The sequence below is a fragment of the Sphingomonas sp. BK069 genome, assembly GCF_014193405.1.
Lineage (GTDB): Bacteria > Pseudomonadota > Alphaproteobacteria > Sphingomonadales > Sphingomonadaceae > Sphingomonas.
Map to the genome: position 1 here is coordinate 85,043 of NZ_JACHZH010000010.1, position 19,164 is coordinate 104,206.

The following is a 19,164-nucleotide window of genomic DNA, read 5'->3' on the forward strand; positions in this document are numbered from 1 at the left end:
AGTTGATCGGACCGCCCCCCATCATCGGCCAGAGTCTGGCCGATGATGGGAGCAGCAGCGGCTCAGAAGCGCAGCCGCACCCCGGTCGTGATCGTCTCCTGGTGATCGTCGCGCCCGGTCTGCGCCGTGGCGGCGCTGAACAGGTTGACCGCGGCGCTCAGGCGATAGTCGACGCCCGCCGCGGCGGTGCCCACCACCGACGCACGCGACGCGCCGACCGCGTCGAGCCCGAGCGGCCCCCCGGTGAAGCCCGCCAGCGCGTCGACGCGGCGTCCCTCGACCTGGTGGCGCAGCCCGAGCGCGACGTGCGGGCGGAAGCGGGCGTCCGAGCCGTCGTCGCGCGCCAGCGTCAGCCCGGCGTCGACGAAGCCGGCGACGTGGCGCTCGCGCGCGACCTGGAGCGCGAAGCGGCTCGCGCCCTCTTCGCTCACCCCGTCACGCGTGGTGCGGACGACCGTGGCGCCGAGGCGCGGGCGCAGCGTCCAGTCGCCCCCGACCGCCAGCGTGTGGTGCAGCGACACGTCGCTGACCCAGCTGTGCAGCCCGTAGCGCGCGCTCGCCGCGACCGTGCCGGGCAACGCGCGATCGGTGCGCGCCTCGCCGCCGTCGTACAGCAGCGAGCCGCTGAAGCCCCAGCCCGCCGGCGCGGTGTAGCGCGCGTGCACGCCGGCCACGACGCCGTCGGCGCGCGTGCGCGCGCCGAGCGCGCCGATCTGCTGGCGGCCGTTGAGATAGCCGGCGAAGGCGCCGACCATCCAGCCGCGATCGCCGTAGCCCAGCCCGCCGAGGAAGCCGTAGCTCTGCGCGCGCGCGGCGCTGCTGCCGCTGGCGGCGTCGCCGGCGAGCCGGTGCCACTGGCCCACCGTCTGCGCGAAGGTGAACGCACCCGCCTCGGCGCGGTCGGTCGCGAAGGCGCCGCCGCGCGCCACCTGCGCCAGCGACAGCGCCTGGTCGACGCCCAGCTGGGTCGCCGAGGCATAGGCCTCGGGGGTCAGTCGCGCGAAGGCGCGCGCGTCGGTCGCGCCCGCGGCGTCGAGCAGCGCGGGCACCGCGGCGAGCAGCGCGGCGTCGCGCGGCGCCGCGGCGAGCGCGGCGTTGACGTAGGCGACGCTGTTGGCGACCTGCGGCGCCAGGCTGGTCGGCTGGGCGAATTGCGCGAGCAGGCGCAGGCTGCCCGCGTCCTGCAGCACCAATCCGGGCTGGCTGCCGGGCAGCTGCACCGTCGTGAAGGCGCCGTTCACCCCGCCGGTGGCGGTGATCAGCTGGTAGCTGGTGCCCGCGCGCAGCGGCGTGTCGGAGACGAGCTGCAAGCTCGCGCCCGATGCGATCGACACCGCGCCGTTGACCACCAGCCTGTCGTACACGCTGGGCGTGATCTCGAACAGCGCGGTCGCGCCAGCGGCGAGCGCGACGTTGCCGTTGACGGTCATCGTGCCGGGCGAGGCGCCGGGGCTCAGCGTGCCCGCGATCGCGAGGTTCGCGTCGACCGTGCCGGCCGAGCCGAAGGTGGCGCCGCGCGCGACGGTGATCAGCGGCGCGCTGATCGTCGAGCCTGCCAGCCCGACCAGCCGTCCGCCGGTGACGTCGAGCTGGCGCAGCGCCGCGGCGCCCGCGATCGTGGCATAGCCGCCGGTCACCGACAGCTGCTCGACGTCGGTGAGACGGGTGAAGGCGATCGGCGTCGCCGCGGTGCCGCCGGTGACGGTGACCGTGTCGGTGCCGGCGCCGCCGTCGATCGCGCCGCCGAAGCTGCCCGCCAGCGTGACGCGGTCGTCGCCGTCGTCGAGGAAGATGTCACCGACGATGCGGCCGGTGCTCTCGATCCGGTCGGCGCCGTCGCCCAGATCGATCGAGCCGATGATCGTGCCGCTGTTGACGATGGTGTTGCCGCCGTCGCTGCCCTGGATCGCGCCGGGAAGGTAATAGCTCTCGCCCTCCGGCTCATACCAGCTAGTGTAGGCGATCGTCTCGCCCACGCCGCCACGGATCGTGCCCGCGTTCGTCAGACTGAAGGCGCCGCCCGCGGCGGTGATCGCGGTCGAGCGCGCGCCCGTCGCCTCGATCACGCCTGGCGCGGCGTTGGTCACGCTCAGCGTCGTGTCGTCGCCACCGGAGAGCGCGACTGCGACCGCAGGGACGCGGTAACCCGGCAGATAGTATGGATAGTCGGTGTCGATGACGCCGCCTCCGCCATCGGCCCGGATCGTGCCGCCGTTCGTCACCGCGATCGTGCGCGACACCTCGCTTGGCGCGCTACCGTAAGCGCTCAACTGTACCGCGACGCCCGCAACGCCCGTTGCCTCGATGGTCCCTTGGTTGTCGAGCGACAACGCGGTCTCACGCGGCAGGTAGGTGCTCGCCGCCAGCTGCAGCGTCGCCCGGGTCGCGGACATCGTCCCGCTGTTGCTGAAGCCGAGCGTCAGTGCGCGAGGGTCGGGTATAAAGGGCGAGCCGCTGTCGCCGCCGACCAGGATCGTCGCGCCGCGGATCGTGCCCGTGTTGCGCGCGGTCAGCGCCGCATCGCCGTCGAGGTAGAGCACCGTCTGCTGCTGTGCGCCGCGGGCCGCGCTGATGCTGCCCTCGTTGGTGAAGTCGCGCACGGTGCCGACGACGGTACCCGTGACATCGCCGCGATTGATGAGGCCGGCAAGCGCGCTCATGTCCGCGCCCGGGAGCAGCTGCGCGCTCGCCGCGGTGATGCTGCCGCTGAGCGTCGCGGTGTTGACGATCGTGGCGTCGCCCGAGAGCAGCAGGTCGGCCGTCAGCGGTGCGTCGGCGCGCAGCGTCAGCACCGTGCCGTCGCCGGTCGCGCGCGCGCCCTCGCGCTCGAAGCTGGCGAGCAGCGGCGCGCCCAGCGTCACCGTCGCGCTGGTACTGCGCGCGTGGACGAAGGTGTCGTAACCCTCGCCCGCGTCGATCGTGCCGCTCACACCGGTCGCCTCACCGTAGCTGACGAACTGGTCGTCGCCGCTGCCGAAGCGCAGGTCGCCCGCGATCGTACCGCCCTGCGCGACATAGGTTGTCGGAGCATAGCTGAGGCCATAATCGCCGAAGCCGAGCAGCACGTCGCCGCTGATCGTCCCCGCGTTGGTCAGCGTGCCGCCGTACATCCGCACCGCGGTGCCGCTGCCCGCGATCACGCCGCCGGGGCGGTTGACGATCGTGTCGGCATAGCCGCCCGCGATCACCGCGGCGCTCGCGCTGCTGACGAGCCGGCCGCTGTTGTCGATCGTTGTGCTGTTGTAGCTGCCGCGGACCGCCGCGCCGGCGACCTCGATCGTCCCGTCGTTGACGAGGTCGATCCGGCTATAGGTACCGTTGATGCCGTCGGAGGCGGCGCTGCCCACCACCTGGCGGATCGTGCCGGTGTTGATGATGCGGCCCGCGCTCGCGGCGCTGACCGCGCCGCCGAGCAGGATCGTGCCGGCGTTCGTATAGGTGTCGCGCTCGCTCAAGCTCACCGCGACACCGGGCGCGCCGCCCTGGTCGGCCGAGCGCACCAGCGTCAACGTGCCGCGGGTGGTGATCGCCAGCGCGCCGCCGTCGCGCTCGGGCTCACCCGTGACATAGAGCGGTGCGGCGCGGCCGATCGCGGGGCTGCTGCCCACCACCATGTCGCCGCTGACGTCGACGCTGCCGGTGCCGGCGAAGCTCAGCGGTGCGTTCGCGCCGGTCAACGTCAGCGCGGCGCCGTCGAACAGCTCGTAGCCGACGGCGATGAAGCCCGCCGGCGCCGCCGCGGAGACGATGGCGGTGTCGCGAACGCGGTAACGCAGCCCGCTGTTGATCGCGCTGACCGTGCCGGTGATCCCGGCGAAGCGGCCGTCGCCGCTACCGGCCAGCTCGGTCACCAGTGTGTCGCCACCACCGATCGTCAGATTACCGTTGAGCACGCCGCCCGGCAGTGCGACGTAGCGGTTGCCGTTGTAGAAGTCGGGGTCCGGATCGGTATTGAGGAGGACATCGCCGTCGATCGTGCCCGCGTTGGTCACGTCGACGCGGCCCAGCGAGACCGCATATTCGGAAGCGATCGCCCGCGTGCCGCCGCTGATCCGGCCGCCCGCGCGATTGTCAATCACGCTATAGGTGTTGACGAGGATCGCGGTGCCGGGAGAGCTGATCGTCCCCTCGTTCACGAGGTTGCCCGAGAGCCGCACCCCCGCCTCCGCACCGGTGAGGGTCCCGCTGTTGCGCGCGCTGCCGCTCGACAGGCGCGCCGCCGTCCCGCCGGTCGACTGGACCGAGCCCGTGTTGCTGAACGAGATGCCGACGCCGAAAACACCGGTGCCCCCCGCGGTGATCGTGCCGCTGTTGGCGAAGGTGGCGGACGATCCGTCGACCGACACCCCGTCGCCGGCCGCGTTGATCACCCCTTGGTTGTCGATCGCGCGCGCGTTTGTCTGTATCGCATAGCCGCCGGCGCCCAGCGTACGCAGCGTGCCAGCGTTGATGAAGCTGGGCGAGTCGAAGAAGCCGGCGCTTCCCACCAGCTTCGTGTCGCCGGTTAGCGTCGTGCGATTGATGATCGTGCCCGTCCCACCCAGCAGCACCGGGCCGGCGAAGCCGTTCACCAAAGTCGCGGTGGCGCCGCTCGCCACGTCCAGCCCGAGCCGCTCGAAGTTGGTCGGCAGCGCCACCGCGCCGAGCGTGGCATCGGCCGCGATGCCGAGGCGCAGCGTGTCGACGCCGTTGCCGCCGTCGATCGCGCCGGTGATGCCGGTCATGATGCTGCCGTCGACGTAGCGCGCGAGCAGCACGTCGTCGCCGTCGCCCAGCGTGAGCGCGCCGTCGATCGTGCCGCGGCTCGAGTCGATTGTGCTGCCCTGGTTGCCCGACGACCCCGCCCGCACCGCGCCGTCGATCGTACCGAGATTGGTGAGCGAGAGCGGGCCGCTGATGTTGATGGCCGTACCGCCGACACCGGTGATGGTACCGTCATTCGTGATGCTGCCGACGTGACCGCTTATCCCGGCGATCGTTCCCGACGCGGCGTTAACGACGCTCACCTGATTGTAGAAGAAGCTGCCGGTCTGCGGCAGGTCAGCGATGATCGCTGCACCGGCGCTGCCGCTCATCGCGCCGGCATTGGTAACGTCGGCGCGCGCGGTGGCGCCGTAATTGGCCGGACTGAGTGAGACACTCAGCGCGTGTGCACCGCCCACGCTCGCACCGGCCGCGATGGCGATCGTGGCCGACGCCGATGCGGGATAGGCCGAGTAGATGTAGCCGGCTGGGCATGGGACCGGGGCGCCCGGCAGGCGGTCGTTGCAGGCCACGTTGTACGGGGCGCCGACGTCTAGCCGGATGCCGGCGTTGCTGCCGCCAGCGACCGCGCCGGCGATCGAGAGCGTAACGCCGGTCGCGGCCACGTCGATCGCGGCGTGACGGCCCGAGCGGATGACCGCATCGGCGCTGACGTTCACTTTTGAGCCCTGGGTCGTTACCACGAGGCCGTCCGGATCGATGCCCGTGCAGGTGGTGGTCGCGTTCGCGCGCGTCGGGTCCGGGCCGCACTGCGCCGCAGCGGGGCTGCTGGCGACGCCGATCGCCACGATGCTCGCCCCGAGCGCGAGCGTCCACCGGCGCATACGCACCGAACCCAGCCTGTTCATGCCACTCCACCCCCGGAAACTCACGCAATCCCCCATCGCGCAAAGGAGGGCTAGTCAGCCGACCACCCCATAGTCCAGGAAGTTTTGAAAGAAATTGATGAACGATTGTACCGCGCTGAGGCGGGCGATCGGCATTTTTACTTTTTCCCCGCGCCTCGCGCCGTGTTGCTGCCGAGCAGCCGTTGCTTCAGCCTGACAAGGCCTGGTGTGAGCGCGGCGATGGTGCGCTTCACCGCACCGGCGTTGGACGGTTGCCATCGCGTCGTCGTCGATAAGCGGGCGAGCCGGCTCTCATCGGCCTCGCGCGAGTAAGCATAGGCCGCGATCGAGTTGCGATACGAACCCGGTGGGAAGGAGGTGCGCTTGTAGCCGTGCAGCGTGAACGACTTGGTTAGCATCAACACGAGGCGATTATAGCGCGGCTCGATCGCGCTCGCCGCGCCCGTGTCGGCGTGCTTCAGGTCCAGTGCGCCGCCGTGCGCGGGCTCCCAGTCCTTGTTCATGTAGAGTAGTATATTGAGCTCTCTTACCCAATCTTTTTCGCCAGGATGACGCTCGAAATCGGCGTGCATGTCGAGGAACGAGCCGGGTCCGCCGCGGTGGACACCGCCGCCGGTGAAATTCGCGTCGACGAACAGGGGGCGCCCGTACATCGCGGTGAGTGCGGTCCCAAACTCCTCCGACAGCAGGAAACGCTTGAGTTCGGCACCGTGCGGCCCGATCGCCTCGAGCGCGGGATACTCGAACTTGTTCTTGGCGAAAATATAGTCGTTCGATTGGCTGAGGTCTTGCAGCGCCAGGATCTCCCGGTGCAAGTCGGCGGCGAAAGCCTCGGGCAGGAAATCGTCCACGATCAGCACCGGGAACGGGCTTGCATCGTGGAATCGATCCGACGTCATCGCGGCACGCGCGGCGTCGGACAAGTGGAGCGGCGCCGTCGCGGAATGGCTGCTGGTCGATCCGATCATCGCGACAATCCTCGTTGACTCTGCGCCGAGCGCCTAATGGCATTCGCCGCAATTGGCTAGCTCGTATGCGCCGGACTGGTGACGTCTGTTAGCGGACGACATGACCGTCGAGATGCCCGGCGCCGAGCCGCAGCGCCCCGATGGCGATCACTGTTGAGGCGACGGTCGGCCGTTGATAAGCGAAAGAGATCATCGCGGCGAGCGTCGGCCAGCCGAAGCGGACGCCCCCTGCTCACCCGATCGGCATCCCCGGTGGGATCGCCGGCGCGGGTCGCGACGCCGGCGCGGGCGCGCGGTCGAGCGCGTCCTTGTCGCCGAGCAACCGCGCCACGCCCTGCGCCCAGGCGTCGCGCTTGTCGCGCGCGAGCCGCCCGCGCGTCGCCACCAGGGCGGTGTCGAGCCGCAGCGCGATCCGCTGCGCCACCGCGTCGTCGTGGCGCGCCACCACGTCGCGGTCGTGCCGGTCGAGCAGCGTCTCGACGCCGGGCAGCGCCGGGTCGGCGGCGTGCTGGAGGTGGAGCCGGGTGAGCCGCGACGGCGCGAGCAGGGTCTCCAGCGTGACCTGCGCCGCGACGTCGGTCGCGACCAGGGGGTCGAACACCGCGCCGCCCGCGGTGTCGAACACCTCGCTGTCATATTGCGGGTCGGCGCTACCGTTGACGCCTGAGGACAGCGTCAGCGCCAGCGCAGGCGGCACGGTGAGCGCGGCGGGGCTGAGCGTCGCCATCAGCGCGTCGAGCGCTTCTCCCTGCTCGGCCGCAGTCGCGCGGGTCGGCGGCGGGGCGCTGTCGCCCGCGGTGGCGTAGCTGTAGTGGACCCCGCCGAGCGTCTTGCCGATCGCCGCCACGGCGTAGCGATGGAACAGCCACAGCGGCACGAAGCTGCGGCGCAGGTCGGCGAGCGGCGCGCCGGCGTGGAGCACGCCCGACGGCGCGCATCCCGGCCCTTCTGCCGGCGAGCGCACGGCGCCGCCATGCAGGTCGTAACAGCATGCAAGGAAAGGGCTCGCCGATCATCCCTCGCAGGAGGTCGTCGCGTCGTCTCTGTCCGCGCTCCTGCGCAGGCAGGAGCCCAGAGTGACGCACCCCGACGTGTGGTTCTGCTTGGCCCTGGGTTCCGGCGTTCGCCGGAACACGGAGACGCGTCACACGAGCCGAGCGATCTCGCAGCGATCCCCTAGCGAGGGGGATCAGCTGAAGGTCGGATCAGCCTAGTCGGTCGGCGCCGTCGCGTTCTCCGCGACCGCGTCCTCGCCCGCCGCGGCGGGGGTGGCGGCGGGAGCGGGCGCGGGCAGCGCGACATGCACCTCGACGCGGCGGTTCTTCTGGCGGGCGACGGGGTCGTCGCTGCCGTCCGGGTGCGCGTTGGGGACGAGCGGAGTGGTCTCGCCGAGCGCGATCACGGTCTGGCGCGCCGGGTCGATCCCCTTGGCCACGAGATAGTCGCGGACCGTCTCGGCGCGGCGGCGCGACGCGCGCAGGTTGGCGCGATCGTCGCCGCGCGAGTCGCTGTGGCCGCGCAGCGTGAAGGCGCCGCCGGCGCGCGCCGCGGGGCTGGCGACCAGCGCGTCGAGCGCCGCCTTCGCCTCGTCGGTCAGGATCTTGCCGGGCTCGTCGAAGCCGACCACGACGTCCTCGGCGCGCGGCGCCTCCGGCTCCGGCACCGGGGCGGCGACCTCGGGACGCAGGATCGACTTGGGCGGCACCGCCTCGGCGCCGTTCCCGGGCGCGGCGACGTCGTCGGCGTTGCCGGCCACCTCGGCGACCTCCGCGGCATTGCCCCGCTCGCCCGCCGGCGGCGACGAGCAGGCCGCGAGGCCGAGCAGCAGCGCCGCCGCGCCGGCCTCGATCGCGCCGATCCGCTTGACCCGGGTCCCGCTCATGCGCTCACCTCCTGCTGCGCGCGTCGCACCCCGGCGGGCGGACCGAAGCTGATGATCGTGTCGCCCGACTGCGGCACCGGCCGGCTGGCGTGCGAGAAGAAGCGCAGCGGCGCGCCCTTGCGCAGCAGCAGCAGCATGTCGGCCTCGTCGGCCAGGTCGGCGCGCGCGGTCGCATAGTCGAACTTGTCGGTGATCCGCGTCTTGCGGAACGCCCAGCCGTCGTCGACGCGGCGGACGATCTCCTCGACGCCGTGCCCGCTGGTGAAGAGCGCGCGGCCGCGCAGCGAGGCGGGCAGCGCGCGGCGGTCGTCCTCGTGCGTGCCGGCGCCGAGCTGATACACGTTGTCGCGGCCGAGCTCGGGGGCAAATTCGTTACACACCAGCGCGTTATACGCCTCATTGTCGGTCGTGGCGATGAGCACCTGATAGCGCGACAGGTCGAGCCGGTCCTCGGTCGCCTCGGCGAGGATCTCGCCGTGATAGGTGTCGATCCCGCCGCGCCGCGCCGGGGCGAGCCGCTGCCAGCTGGTGTCGCAGAGCGTCACCGGCACCTCGAGCTGGCGCAGCTGCTCGGCCAGCGCGATGCTCCACGGCGTCGCGCCGACGATCAGCAGCCCGCGCTTGGTCGCGCCGGTCACCTTGAGCCAGCGCGCCACCGCGCCGATCGAGAAGCCGTGCGCCACGATCGTCGCCACCACCACCGCGAAGGAGAGCGTGACCAGGATCGAGCCGTCGTCATAGCCGAGATTGCCCAACCGCAGCGCGAACAGCCCCGAGATCGCCACCGCGACGATGCCGCGCGGCGCGATCCACGCGACCAGCAGCCGCTCGTTCCAGGGCACGCGCGTGAAGGCCAGGCTGAGCAGCACCGTGGCGGGGCGCACCAGGAACAGCAGCGCCAGCAGGAAGGCGGCGAAGCGCCACTCGAAGCGCTCGAGCACGCTCAGGTTGAGCGTCGCCGACAGCAGCACGAACACGCCCGAGATCAGCAGGACGGTGACATTCTCCTTGAACGGATGGATGTCGCGCAGCGAGTCGAGCCGCAGGTTGGCGAGCGCCACGCCCATCACCGTCACCGCCAGCAGCCCGGTCTCCTGCTGGACGAGGTTGGACACGACGAAGGTGCCGATCACCGCCACCAGCAGCACCGGCGCCTTGAGATATTCGGGCACGTGCCCGCGCGGGAAGGCCCAGGCGACCGCGCGCGCCGCGCCATAGCCGATCAGCCCCGACACCACGCTCGCGGCGAGCAGCGACAGCAGCAGCTGCGGGATCGTCACGCCCTCACCGGCGCGGCGGAGATATTCGTAGGTGACGACGCCGCACAACGCGCCGATCGGGTCGTTGACGATCGCCTCCCATTTGAGGATCGCGCGCGGCCGCGCCGCGATGTTGCTCTGGCGCAGCAGCGGGAGCACGACGGTCGGCCCGGTGACGACGAGGATGCCCGCGAACAGGATCGCGACCGGCCACACCAGCCCGCCGATGTAATAACAGGCGAGCGCGCCGAGCAGCCAGCCGACCGGGACGCCCACCAGCAGCAGCCGCGTCACCGCGCCGTCGGTGCGGCGCAGCTCGCGGAAGTTGAGGCTGAGCCCGCCCTCGAACAGGATGATCGCGACCGCGACCGAAACTAGCGGCTCGAGCAGCGCGCCGAAGGTGCGATGCGGGTCGATCAGGCCGGTCACCGGCCCCGCGACGACGCCGGCGACGAGCATCAGCGCGATCGCCGGCCAGCCGGTGCGCCACGCCACCCATTGCGCGCCGATGCCGAGCGCGCCGATCAGCGCGATGACGAGTGCCTGTTGTTCCATCCGATGCGCATACGCGTGAGAGCGGGGAAAGGAACCGTGCCCGCGCTCTGCCGCGGCGGCGCGCGGCTCAGTGGAGCGCGCGCAGCGCCACGTAGCGGTGGACGCTCGCGGGCGCGACGTCGGCGAGGAACAATGCCGCGCGCGCCCGCGCCAGCGCCGGGTCATGCACCGCGGCGTGCAACGCGTCGCGCAGCGCGGCCACCAGCGCGGCGGGCGTGGCGCGCGCGGTGACGAAGGGCAGCGCGGGGGAGGAGCGGGTGAGCGCGAGCTGGCGCAGCCCCGCCACCGCGTCGGGCTCGTCGCGCGCCAGCGCGGCGTAGCTCACCGCGTCGACCGCGGCGACGTCGGCGACGCCGTCGCGGACCGCGGCGGCGCTGGCGCGGTGCGAGCCGGTCTCCACCACAGCAGCGAAGACCTGGTCGAGCGGCTCGCCCGCCAGCGCGGCGCGGAACAGGTTGGCGCCGGTGTTCGAGGAGAGCGCGTTGACCGCGGCGCGGCGGCCGCGCAGCTCCGCCAGCGTCGTCGCCGGATCGTCGGCGCGCACCAGCACGCGGCTGGCGTGGCGCCCCGGCGCGCAGTCGGGCACCGCGTAATGCGGCACCGCGACCACGCGCAGCGCGAGCGCGGGATCGGTCACCAGCGGGTAGCCGCAGCATTGCGCCAGCAGCAGCCGCGGGTCGCGCCAGATCGCCTCGACCGGCCGCGCGCGGTCGAGCGCGTCCGGCGCCGCCACGCCGCCCGCGGCCAGATGCGCCGCGATCGCCTGCCACAAGGCGTCGTTGGCCCAGCGCTGCGCCGGGTGGTCGTACATCCCGAGCGAGGCGACCGCGCCGCTCATCGGGGCGCCGCGGCGGGATGGACCAGCCGGTCGTGCGCGCGCAGCGCGAAGCGGCGCACGATCTCGCCGTAGCTGCGGTGGATCCGCCCCGCCTGCGCCTCCAGCCGCGCGGCGTGGCGGCGCTGATAGGCCGGCAGCCGGTACCAGGCGAGCCCGGGCCGATCGTGGTGCGCGGTGTGAAGGTGGTTGTTGAGGTACAGCAGCCCGAGCACGCCGCCGCGCGCCACCGTCGCGGCGCGGCTTGGTCCCGGCAGGTCGGCGCGATGCTCGGCGAAGGAGCGCAGCAGCGTCAGCGCGAGCCCGGGATAGACCATCAGCAGCGCGTAGCGCGCCACGCCCAGTCCGGTCCACTCGAGCCAGGCCATCAGCGGCGCGACCGCGGCGAGATGCGGCGCCCAGTCGCGCAGCACCGCGGCGGGCGCGCGCCGCAGCCGGCGCGCCTCGTCGATCGCCAGCGCCAGCACTGCCAGCGGCGGGCCGAGCACCAGCCGCCCGAGCAAGGTCGCCTGAGCCGCGGCGAGCGTGCGGGGCAGGCCGGTCCCGGCGACGTAGCGCGACTCGGGATCGTGGCGCGGGTCGGTGATGTGCGGGCTGCGATGGTGCGCGCGATGGCTGTCGCGGTACACGCCGTAGGGCAGCCACAGCGCCAGCGGCACCGCGCCGATCGCGCCGTTGACCCGGGCCCAGCGGGTCGGATGGCCGTGGATCGTCTCGTGCTGGAGCGACCCGTGCCATGCCACCATCCACCCGCCCGCCGCCATCAGCACGGGCCAGGGCAGCAGCGCGTGCCAGTAGGTCAGCGCGAGCCAGCCGCCGTAGATCAGCGCCGCCAGCGCCACCGTCGGCCACTCGATCGCGCCGCGCCGCGCCGGTTCGCCTCCCTCCGTCGTCGCCAGTTCGTCGGACATCGCCACCTCCGGCCGCGATCATCCACCAAGCTGGTAGGAGTTGAAAAGACTATTTCTGATGAGGTGGATAGGAGGGCTATGCGGCGCGCGCTCGGTCATAGGCGAGCGCGGCGTCCGCGAAGGCCTGCTCGTGCGCGAGCGCCCAGCTGCACAGCGCCTCGAACGGCGCGCGCAGCGAGTGGCCCAGCGGCGTGATGGCGTAGACGACGCCGATCGGCGCGGTCGGGATCACGGTGCGCGTGATCAGGCCGTGGCGCTCGAGCCGCTTGAGCGCGTCGGCGAGCGACTTGTGCGTGATGCCGTCGAGCCGCCGCTTAATCTCGTTGAACCGGGCGGGCTCGGGGCACAGCACCGTCAGGATCATGATCGTCCATTTGTCCGCGATCTTGTCGAGCACGGGGCGGATCCGCGGCACGTCCATCATCGCCTGGCACGACAGCGCCGCCAGATCGGTATCGCTCGCCATATCTACTCACCTCCGGGTGCGTTCTTGATAGCAGATATGCGTCGTATATCTAGCCGCCCTCCATGACGAGGAAGGACGGACGATGACGCGGATGGCAGGCAGGATCGCGCTGGTGGTCGGCGGCGCACGGGGGATCGGTCTCGCGACCGCGCGCGCGCTGGCGGAGGAGGGCGCCACGGTGGTGCTGACCGGTCGCAAGGAGCAGGAAGTCGCCGCGGCCGCCGCGGGGATCGGGGGGGCGGCGCAGGGGATCGTCGCCGACGCGGCGGCGCAGGCCGATCTCGCGCGCGTCGTCGCCGAGGTGCGGCACCGGCACGGGCGGGTCGACGCGCTGGTGCTCAACGCCGGCCTGTCCGAGCCGGCGACGCTGGCGGAGGAGACCGCCGAGCATGTCGACCGGCATTTCGCGGTCAACGTGCGCGGCGCCTTGTTCGGCCTGCAGGCGGCGCTGCCGCTGCTGCGCGAGGGCGCCGCGGTGGTGCTGGTCGGCTCGATCGCCGCGACCATGGGGGTGACGCCGTACAGCACCTATGCGGCGACCAAGGCGGCGCTGCGTTCCTACGCGCGCAGCTGGGCGGCCGAGCTCGCGCCGCGCGGCATCCGCGTCAACGTCGTCGCGCCGGGGCCGACCGACACCGACATGATGGCGGCGGTACCGGACGAGACGCGCCGGGCGCTGATCGCGCCGATCCCGCTCGGGCGCATGGCGCGCGTCGACGAGGTCGCGGCCGCGGCGCTGTTCCTGCTGAGCGACGCCGCCAGCTTCGTCACCGGCGCCGAGCTGTGCGTCGACGGCGGCATGCGCCAGGTCTGATCGCCGGCGAGAGGCCGCTGGCCCCGTGCCGTCGCGGACCGGGGTCGCGCGGCGGCACGGGGCTGCCGGTCAGAAGCGGAACGCCGCGGTGGCGCGCAGCGAGTGCCAGCGGAACTTGTCGTCGCTGCGGATGAAGTCGGTGCCCGACGCGCTGCCGCCGTTGTTGGCGTTGGTGAAGGGTGTACCCGCGGGCCCGGCGGCGCGGACGACATAATCGTCGTCCTGATACTGGTGGTAGATGTACTCCAGCCCGATCGAGAAGTGCCGGCCGAGCCGCTGCTCGACGCCGCCGCCTCCCTGGAAGCCGAACTGGTTGCGCTTGCCGCTGCCCTCGAACGTGTTGGTCGTGTTGGTCGAGCCGAAGGCGCGGTCGATCCGGGCGTAGCCCGGGCCGAAGGTGCCATAGAACAAGGTGGTGTCGTTGGGGGTATAGCCGGCGCGCGCGCGCACGCCCGCCTCCCAGTCGACGCCGCGGTTGAAGACATAGCTCGCCGGCGTGCTTGAGAAGGCGCTCACCCCGTCGGTGATGTTGGTGGTGCCGAACTCGCCGACCACGCCGACGACGACGCGGCCGCGCTGCGCGTCGAAGCCGAGCCGGCCGTAATAGGCCCAGTCGTCCTTGTCCTTGGCGCAGCGGCCGCCGTTGGCGGGGCTGAGCTGGTTGGTGGCGCGGCCGCCGCAGAAGCCGGGGCCGAACGCGTCGGCGCCCGAGCCGGTGCGCACCACGTCGCCATATTGGCCGTCGAGGTTGCGGTCGAACAGCACGCGCGAGCGGCCGCCGTCATTGGGCTGGACGTCATAGCCGCCGGCCGCGCCGACGTAGACGCCGCTGAAGCCGCCGTCGCTCTCCTGCGCGGTCGCGGGCAGCGCGTAGGCGGCAAGCAGCGCCGCCGCGGTCAATCCGATCACCTTCATGTCTCACTCCCTCGTGAATCACTGGGGAGGAGGCGGTGGCCTCCTCCCCTGTCGTCATCATCCCCGTCGCGCGGCGGCCGGGCGGCGCGCCCGGCGCGGCATCAGGGCAGTCCCACCCGCAGCGTCGCGTTGGGGTTGTTCGTCCCGTTGGGGAAGAAGCCGCCCCCGTTCTGGTTGGCGCCGGTGGCGTTGAGGTAGACGATGTTGTGCACCTGGCGACTGTTGCGGCTGTAGACGATCGCATCCGAATCGGCGGGGACGAGATTGGCTGCGCCGCCCGTGCCGGTGAGGCCCTGGTCGGTGTCGCCGCCCTGGTCGAGCGCGTCGCGCGCGTCCGAGATCTTCCCCGCCGCGGTGACCAGCGCGGGGGCGGCGATGCCCTTGGCGTAGAGCACGGTGCGGACCAGCCCGGCGTGATAGGCTTCGGCCGCGAGGATGCCAGCGGCGGCCTCGAGGAAGACCTTGCTCGACAGCAGCGGCGCCGCGCCCTTGTAGGCGGTGACCCCCACGTCCTCGAACAGATAGGCGCCGAGCAGGAAGTTCTCGGGCGAGGAGTAAGGGTTGAACGTGTCGCTCGCGCCGATCACGCCGGCCGCGCGCGCCGCCGCGGTGAAGGCGCCGCTCGCGTCGCCCGCGATGTTGATGTTGGGCATGGCGATCGCGGCGGAGCCGAGCGCGGCGCGCAGGAAGGCGACGTGCGCGGCCTCGTCCGCGGCGATCTCGCGGGCATAGGCGCCGACCAGCGCGTCACCCGAGAAGTCCACCTTGGCGCCGCCGGTGACGCTGCCGCCCGCGGTGCCGGTGCCGCTCGCGGTCAGATTGGCCGCCAGTCCGCTGCCGTTGACCGCGTAGAGATAATATTGCGCCTCGAGATATTCGAGGTTGAGCGCGAGGTTGAGGATGTCGCTGTCGGTCACCGCGGCGGGGGTCGGCGTCGGCGTCGGCGTGGGGTTCGGGGCGTCGTCGTCCTCGGAGTCGAAGCAGCCGGACAGCAGGCTGATCCCGCCGAGCGCGAGCGTGCCGCCGCCCGCCACCTTGAGGAAGCGGCGCCGCGCCGCGCGGCGCGTGTCCGCGGCGGCGAGCAGGTCGAGGGCGTTGCGATGATCGATCATGTGCGTGGTTCCTGTGACGAGGGAGGGACGGGGCAGGGGAGCCGCCGCACGCTCACGTGGTCGATCGGATGTTGCCGTTGACGCCGTTGGGGAAGAACCCGCCCATCGTCGTGGTCGCGGCGTTGAGGTAGACGATGTTGAGCACCTGTCCGGTGCTGCGGCTGTAGGCCAGGCCGTTGACGTTGAGCGGCGCGATGTTCGACGCCAGCGTGTCCCCGCTGCCGCTCGGCGTGATGCCGAAATCGTCCTTCGGCGCGATGCCGCGGATCAGGTCCTCGGTCGGGCTGCCGTCGAGCGCGTCGCGCGCCGCCGAGATCTTCTCGGTCGCCTCGACCAGCGCGGGCACGCCCTTGGCATAGAGCGTCGTGCGGACGATCGCGGCGTGATAGGCCTCGACCGCGAGGATCCCCGCCGCGGCCTCGAGGAAGGTCTTGTTGCTGAGCAGCGGCGCCGCGCCCTTGTAGGCGGTGACGCCGACGTCCTCGAAGATGTAGGCGCCGAGCAGGAAGCTGGTCGGGTCGGCATAGGGGTTGAACACCCCGCTCGTGGAATCGACCACGCCGGCGGCGCGCGCCGCCGCAGTGAACGGGCCGTCGGCCGCGCCCGAGATGTTGATGTTGGGCATCGCCACCGCCGACGAGCCGAGCGCGGTGCGCAGGAAGTTGACGTGCGCCTGCTCGTCCGCCGCGATCTCGCGCGCATAGGCGCCGACGAGCGTGTCGCCGGAGAAGTCGACCTGCGCGCCGCCCGTCACCGTGCCGCCGGCGGTGCTGCCGCTGCCGGTCAGCGTCGACGGCAGCCCCGTGCCGTTGACCGCGTACAGGTAGAATTGCGCCTCGAGATACTCGAGGTTGAGCGCGAAGTTCAGCACGTCCGCGTCGGTCACCGCGGACTGCGCCAGGGCGGGATCCGAGTAGGCGAAGGCGGAACCGACCGCGGCGGCGCCGAGCGCCGCGGTGAACAGGGCGCGGCGGTCGTGGCGTCGCTGGGCGCGTGCCTCGAGAGCGTCGATGACCAGATCGTCTTCATGCATGAGTGGCAACTCCCTATGCTCACAGGAGAGGGCCATGTCCCCACGCGCGAGCTTCGAGAGATACGGCGACGGGATCGACCGGGATGCCTTGGGACACGAATGTTTATATTTCCGTGCTCGGGAACTTTGCCGGTTTGCGAGAGTATCTGCGCGCCTTGGCCACTTGCTCCATCGTGTTTCCAGCGCAGGGCCGCTTTCATCAGCCTTCAAGTGCGCTTTGATTACAACGTGTTAGCAGCACCCCGTGCATCGACGTGGGAGCATGCTGGTGCGCACCGACAACGTGGCCACGCCGTTCGCGAGACGTAGAATGCGCCTGCCGCTCAACTAGGTCGAAGTACCAACTCGTCAGCTCTTAGGAATCCTCATCCTTCTCGTGATAACCACCTTGACGCGGGTCAGCTTCCTCCGGGAATCCAGATTACCATGCGAAATGAGGAGCTTAATGGACTCTCTGCCGATCTGACGTGGCACGGCGCCCTCCCGCACGTCGATGTCTGGGACCGCAAGCCGATCGGCTTGTTCCTTACCTACGCCGCGCTGCACCCGTTGAGCGGCGGTGGCCTCATCGGCATACAGCTGGTGGGTACCCTTTCGACCGTCGGCACCGTCTTCGTCATCTGGAATATAGCTTGACGCTACGGCAGCGCCTTCACGGCTCTAGCGACGGCGCTACTCTATTTTTGCTGAATGATGGTGTTCGGTGGCGCGAATAGCCAATCACCCGCCTTCTACAATCTTGTCGTCGCGGCCGCGGTCCTGCTTTTTCTTCGTAGCATCAACGCGCCAGACAAGGTCAAAAGCCACGGCATCGTCGCCCTGCTGCTGAGTCGACCGCCATCCAGGTCAAGTACAGAGCTGTTTTCGAAGTGGCCTTTCTCGGCCTCGCTCTCGTTGCGATCGCATGACGCACCATGAAGGCGGAGCGCGCCTTCGTCTTAATCACGATATGGGCGGCGTTGGCACTGTCACCGACCATAACGGTGACAGTCGTTGAAGATCGACCAGGCGGGGCAGCGGGCGTCGATCGTGTTCAGGATCGTGTCGTTCCGGGGACCGTAGAAAGCCTCTAAGTAGGCCCCGGTCAGGTCGAAGACGACGGCGTTGTCTGGCGCTCACGCTCTGCTGGATGTGCTTGCGCAGCGTCGTGAATTTACCCGAGCCGGTGATGCCGAGCAGCATCGTGTGCAACTGCTTGAGGCAATGCGGGTAGGGGATGCCGGCGATGTAGTAAGGATGGTGGATGCGCAAGCTTTCCACACTCCAGATGGCGGCTGGAGCACCACGTTCGTGCTCTTGCCCGGAAAGAGGGTCTACGCCTCTGTCTCGAGCTCAATCTCGTTGTGCGGGACGATCTCGGCGTAGAGGATATCACGTTAAATCAGCATGGCGCCGCGCTCGGGGCGCTCCTGGATCATGGGCTTGCCGCGGCGCTTGGACAAGCCAACGAACCAGATGGCAAGCGGCACAGTCACGCAGGTGGCGATCATCATCGATCCGAGCACCCCGCGGATCGCCTTGTCCCACGCGCGGGCGACCTCCGGAACGTAGGGCACGTAGCCCATGATCGTGCGATGCAGGCTGTTGTCCGGCATGCGCAGGTCGACCTGCTTCAGATTGTCGAGCGCGACCCAGTTCCACAGGCTCGAGAGAATCCGCATGCAGATGAGCTGCACGTTGTTCTCATCGAGGGTGATGGATAGGATGATGACATAGGCGAGGGCGAACACGCCGAGCCACATCAGGACCGGCAGTTTGGCCCCCTGTAGCCACATCAGCACCTGCGTGTTTAGGAGCTGCGAACCACGGGTGAAATTGCCCGAATTGCGGGGTGTGTCGCCGCGCGAGGAATGGTGCTCCTGCGGTATCGCGAGGCGGTTGTTGCGGATGTCTCGCCGCATGCCCTTGGGGTCGTCACGCGCCATGGTATTTCTCCATGCGGCGGTTCGTCTCGAGGACCAGCGTGTCGCGCAGTTCCGGATGATCTTCCCGGATGATCGCGTCGAGTGCGACCTGGGTATATTCGGCGACGCGGAGGTGGCGCAGCTCGCTATCCGACAGTCGTTGCTGACCGTCGAGATAGTGGACGACTGCGCGTCTGATTAGCTCAGATGGTAGGCACCTCTGACGCTCGGCCTGAGCGTCGATGCGTTCCCGCAAGTCGCGGGGCACCCGGAGCGTGTAAGGGCGCGAGGTTTTCAACGAACCAGCCTCCTAGCAGGGGGGCTGGTGGGTCCTAAGGAGGACCTTTTGCTTACTCGATCAATCTTCGAGGTGCAAGATCGATCTAGCCTCCGAGACGAGCGCGTACTACATCGTCTTACGCTCAAACGTGCGGAAATCCGCCGTTTTCCAAGTGTAGTACGTTGTACCGCAAAGCGTACCGCAATGTAATCACCATCTGAGCGCCTCAAAAGCCGCAGAGATCCGGGAAAAACGGCAAGCGAAGCTTGCGTAGGGTGTGCACTACTGTAGTCCCGAATCCTCCGTGCTGCTTTGACCCCCTAGGTCCATCGAGGAGGCTCCGGGCGTGCCCCGGTCTTCCGCCGGGATCTGCCCCGCCGTGAGGCGGAATGGCAGGTTTTGAGGGGCGCTTCGCGCCGGTTCGTTGAGGCGTGGCCAAGGCTGTTTCATGGGTTGTCTCCGGGGTTGCTCGCTGGTGCTGCGAGGTGGCTTTCAGATCGCGAGCGTGATCGGTATAACAGCGCCGTTCAGAAGCCGATGAGCCTGACCGAAAGGCAAGACTATGGCGAAGTCACTGGACGCTGAAATGGCCGCGATCGAAGCCGACGAGCGGAAGAT

The 19,164-nt window shown here is 70.3% G+C and carries 16 protein-coding genes and 1 pseudogene; 3 read left to right on the plus strand and 14 right to left on the minus strand.

All coding sequences use genetic code 11. The features are described 5' to 3' along the window. Positions 1 to 62: 62 nt before the first annotated feature. The 8 genes from FHY02_RS20360 to FHY02_RS20395 all read right to left on the minus strand — a co-directional run bounded on the left by FHY02_RS20360 (position 63) and on the right by FHY02_RS20395 (position 12,488). Positions 63 to 5,612: an autotransporter domain-containing protein gene (locus FHY02_RS20360; protein ID WP_183925705.1), complete on the minus strand. Its 5,550-nt coding sequence runs from the start codon at positions 5,610 to 5,612 to the stop codon at positions 63 to 65. A 137-nt stretch (positions 5,613 to 5,749) separates the two neighbouring features. Then, a complete protein-coding gene (locus tag FHY02_RS20365; RefSeq protein WP_183925707.1) occupies positions 5,750 to 6,580 on the minus strand; it encodes a 2OG-Fe(II) oxygenase in 831 nt (276 codons plus the stop codon). Positions 6,581 to 6,812: 232 nt separating this feature from the next. Further along, positions 6,813 to 7,544 carry a zinc-dependent metalloprotease gene (locus FHY02_RS20370; RefSeq protein ID WP_183925709.1) on the minus strand — a complete coding sequence of 244 codons (732 nt, stop codon included), beginning with the start codon at positions 7,542 to 7,544 and terminating at the stop codon, positions 6,813 to 6,815. A gap of 246 nt (positions 7,545 to 7,790) precedes the next feature. Next, a complete protein-coding gene (locus FHY02_RS20375; RefSeq protein WP_183925711.1) occupies positions 7,791 to 8,462 on the minus strand; it encodes an OmpA family protein in 672 nt (223 codons plus the stop codon). Continuing rightward, complete coding sequence (locus FHY02_RS20380; protein ID WP_183925713.1) at positions 8,459 to 10,276, minus strand: sodium:proton antiporter; 1,818 nt, start codon at positions 10,274 to 10,276, stop codon at positions 8,459 to 8,461. The genes FHY02_RS20375 and FHY02_RS20380 overlap by 4 nt, the downstream gene beginning before the upstream one ends. Positions 10,277 to 10,343: 67 nt before the next feature. After that, complete coding sequence (locus FHY02_RS20385; protein WP_260173023.1) at positions 10,344 to 11,114, minus strand: phosphate/phosphite/phosphonate ABC transporter substrate-binding protein; 771 nt, start codon at positions 11,112 to 11,114, stop codon at positions 10,344 to 10,346. Further along, positions 11,111 to 12,022 (minus strand): fatty acid desaturase, encoded by a 912-nt coding sequence (locus FHY02_RS20390; RefSeq protein WP_183925715.1) that lies wholly within the window; start codon positions 12,020 to 12,022, stop codon positions 11,111 to 11,113. Before FHY02_RS20390 ends, FHY02_RS20385 begins: the two co-directional genes overlap by 4 nt. A gap of 76 nt (positions 12,023 to 12,098) precedes the next feature. Continuing rightward, positions 12,099 to 12,488 carry a helix-turn-helix domain-containing protein gene (locus FHY02_RS20395; protein ID WP_183925717.1) on the minus strand — a complete coding sequence of 130 codons (390 nt, stop codon included), beginning with the start codon at positions 12,486 to 12,488 and terminating at the stop codon, positions 12,099 to 12,101. A gap of 82 nt (positions 12,489 to 12,570) precedes the next feature. Here FHY02_RS20395 and FHY02_RS20400 point away from each other — a divergent pair, with 82 nt between their 5' ends. After that, entirely contained in the window at positions 12,571 to 13,302 is a 732-nt protein-coding gene (locus FHY02_RS20400) for an SDR family NAD(P)-dependent oxidoreductase (protein ID WP_183925719.1), read from the plus strand. 69 nt (positions 13,303 to 13,371) lie between these two features. Here FHY02_RS20400 and FHY02_RS20405 read toward each other — a convergent pair whose 3' ends face one another. The 3 genes from FHY02_RS20405 to FHY02_RS20415 form a co-directional block, all read right to left on the minus strand. Then, positions 13,372 to 14,217, minus strand: coding sequence for an outer membrane protein (locus tag FHY02_RS20405; protein ID WP_183925721.1), 846 nt, complete (start codon positions 14,215 to 14,217; stop codon positions 13,372 to 13,374). 101 nt (positions 14,218 to 14,318) lie between these two features. Beyond that, a complete protein-coding gene (locus FHY02_RS20410; protein WP_183925723.1) occupies positions 14,319 to 15,329 on the minus strand; it encodes a ferritin-like domain-containing protein in 1,011 nt (336 codons plus the stop codon). 52 nt (positions 15,330 to 15,381) lie between these two features. Beyond that, positions 15,382 to 16,362, minus strand: coding sequence for a ferritin-like domain-containing protein (locus tag FHY02_RS20415; RefSeq protein ID WP_183925725.1), 981 nt, complete (start codon positions 16,360 to 16,362; stop codon positions 15,382 to 15,384). Positions 16,363 to 16,788: 426 nt separating this feature from the next. On the opposite strand from FHY02_RS20415, the gene FHY02_RS20420 reads away from it, so the two are divergent. Both FHY02_RS20420 and FHY02_RS20425 read left to right on the plus strand, forming a co-directional pair. After that, complete coding sequence (locus tag FHY02_RS20420; protein ID WP_183925727.1) at positions 16,789 to 16,998, plus strand: hypothetical protein; 210 nt, start codon at positions 16,789 to 16,791, stop codon at positions 16,996 to 16,998. 54 nt (positions 16,999 to 17,052) lie between these two features. After that, the gene (locus FHY02_RS20425; RefSeq protein ID WP_183925729.1) at positions 17,053 to 17,280 is read left to right on the plus strand and encodes a hypothetical protein; all 228 of its coding nucleotides are present in this window, start codon (positions 17,053 to 17,055) and stop codon (positions 17,278 to 17,280) included. A gap of 50 nt (positions 17,281 to 17,330) precedes the next feature. On the opposite strand, the pseudogene FHY02_RS23475 reads toward FHY02_RS20425, so the two are convergent. The 3 genes and pseudogenes from FHY02_RS23475 to FHY02_RS20435 all read right to left on the minus strand — a co-directional run bounded on the left by FHY02_RS23475 (position 17,331) and on the right by FHY02_RS20435 (position 18,564). Continuing rightward, a pseudogene (locus FHY02_RS23475) lies at positions 17,331 to 17,544 on the minus strand (type IV secretion system DNA-binding domain-containing protein). Positions 17,545 to 17,738: 194 nt separating this feature from the next. Then, complete coding sequence (locus FHY02_RS23145; RefSeq protein ID WP_260173024.1) at positions 17,739 to 18,287, minus strand: hypothetical protein; 549 nt, start codon at positions 18,285 to 18,287, stop codon at positions 17,739 to 17,741. Then, positions 18,277 to 18,564, minus strand: a complete 288-nt coding sequence (locus tag FHY02_RS20435; RefSeq protein ID WP_260173025.1) for a hypothetical protein — start codon at positions 18,562 to 18,564, stop codon at positions 18,277 to 18,279. The genes FHY02_RS23145 and FHY02_RS20435 overlap by 11 nt, the downstream gene beginning before the upstream one ends. Positions 18,565 to 19,164 lie beyond the last annotated feature (600 nt).

Coding starts and splice junctions, on each gene's coding strand:
- FHY02_RS23145 (WP_260173024.1), bottom strand. CDS start 18,287: ATGGCGCGTGACGACCCCAAGGGCATGCGGCGAGACATCCGCAACAAC.
- FHY02_RS20360 (WP_183925705.1), bottom strand. CDS start 5,612: ATGAACAGGCTGGGTTCGGTGCGTATGCGCCGGTGGACGCTCGCGCTC.
- FHY02_RS20410 (WP_183925723.1), bottom strand. CDS start 15,329: ATGATCGATCATCGCAACGCCCTCGACCTGCTCGCCGCCGCGGACACG.
- FHY02_RS20390 (WP_183925715.1), bottom strand. CDS start 12,022: ATGTCCGACGAACTGGCGACGACGGAGGGAGGCGAACCGGCGCGGCGC.
- FHY02_RS20395 (WP_183925717.1), bottom strand. CDS start 12,488: ATGGCGAGCGATACCGATCTGGCGGCGCTGTCGTGCCAGGCGATGATG.
- FHY02_RS20400 (WP_183925719.1), top strand. CDS start 12,571: ATGACGCGGATGGCAGGCAGGATCGCGCTGGTGGTCGGCGGCGCACGG.
- FHY02_RS20415 (WP_183925725.1), bottom strand. CDS start 16,362: ATGCATGAAGACGATCTGGTCATCGACGCTCTCGAGGCACGCGCCCAG.
- FHY02_RS20375 (WP_183925711.1), bottom strand. CDS start 8,462: ATGAGCGGGACCCGGGTCAAGCGGATCGGCGCGATCGAGGCCGGCGCG.
- FHY02_RS20380 (WP_183925713.1), bottom strand. CDS start 10,276: ATGGAACAACAGGCACTCGTCATCGCGCTGATCGGCGCGCTCGGCATC.
- FHY02_RS20425 (WP_183925729.1), top strand. CDS start 17,053: ATGATGGTGTTCGGTGGCGCGAATAGCCAATCACCCGCCTTCTACAAT.
- FHY02_RS20365 (WP_183925707.1), bottom strand. CDS start 6,580: ATGATCGGATCGACCAGCAGCCATTCCGCGACGGCGCCGCTCCACTTG.
- FHY02_RS20420 (WP_183925727.1), top strand. CDS start 16,789: ATGCGAAATGAGGAGCTTAATGGACTCTCTGCCGATCTGACGTGGCAC.
- FHY02_RS20385 (WP_260173023.1), bottom strand. CDS start 11,114: ATGAGCGGCGCGGTCGCCTCGCTCGGGATGTACGACCACCCGGCGCAG.
- FHY02_RS20405 (WP_183925721.1), bottom strand. CDS start 14,217: ATGAAGGTGATCGGATTGACCGCGGCGGCGCTGCTTGCCGCCTACGCG.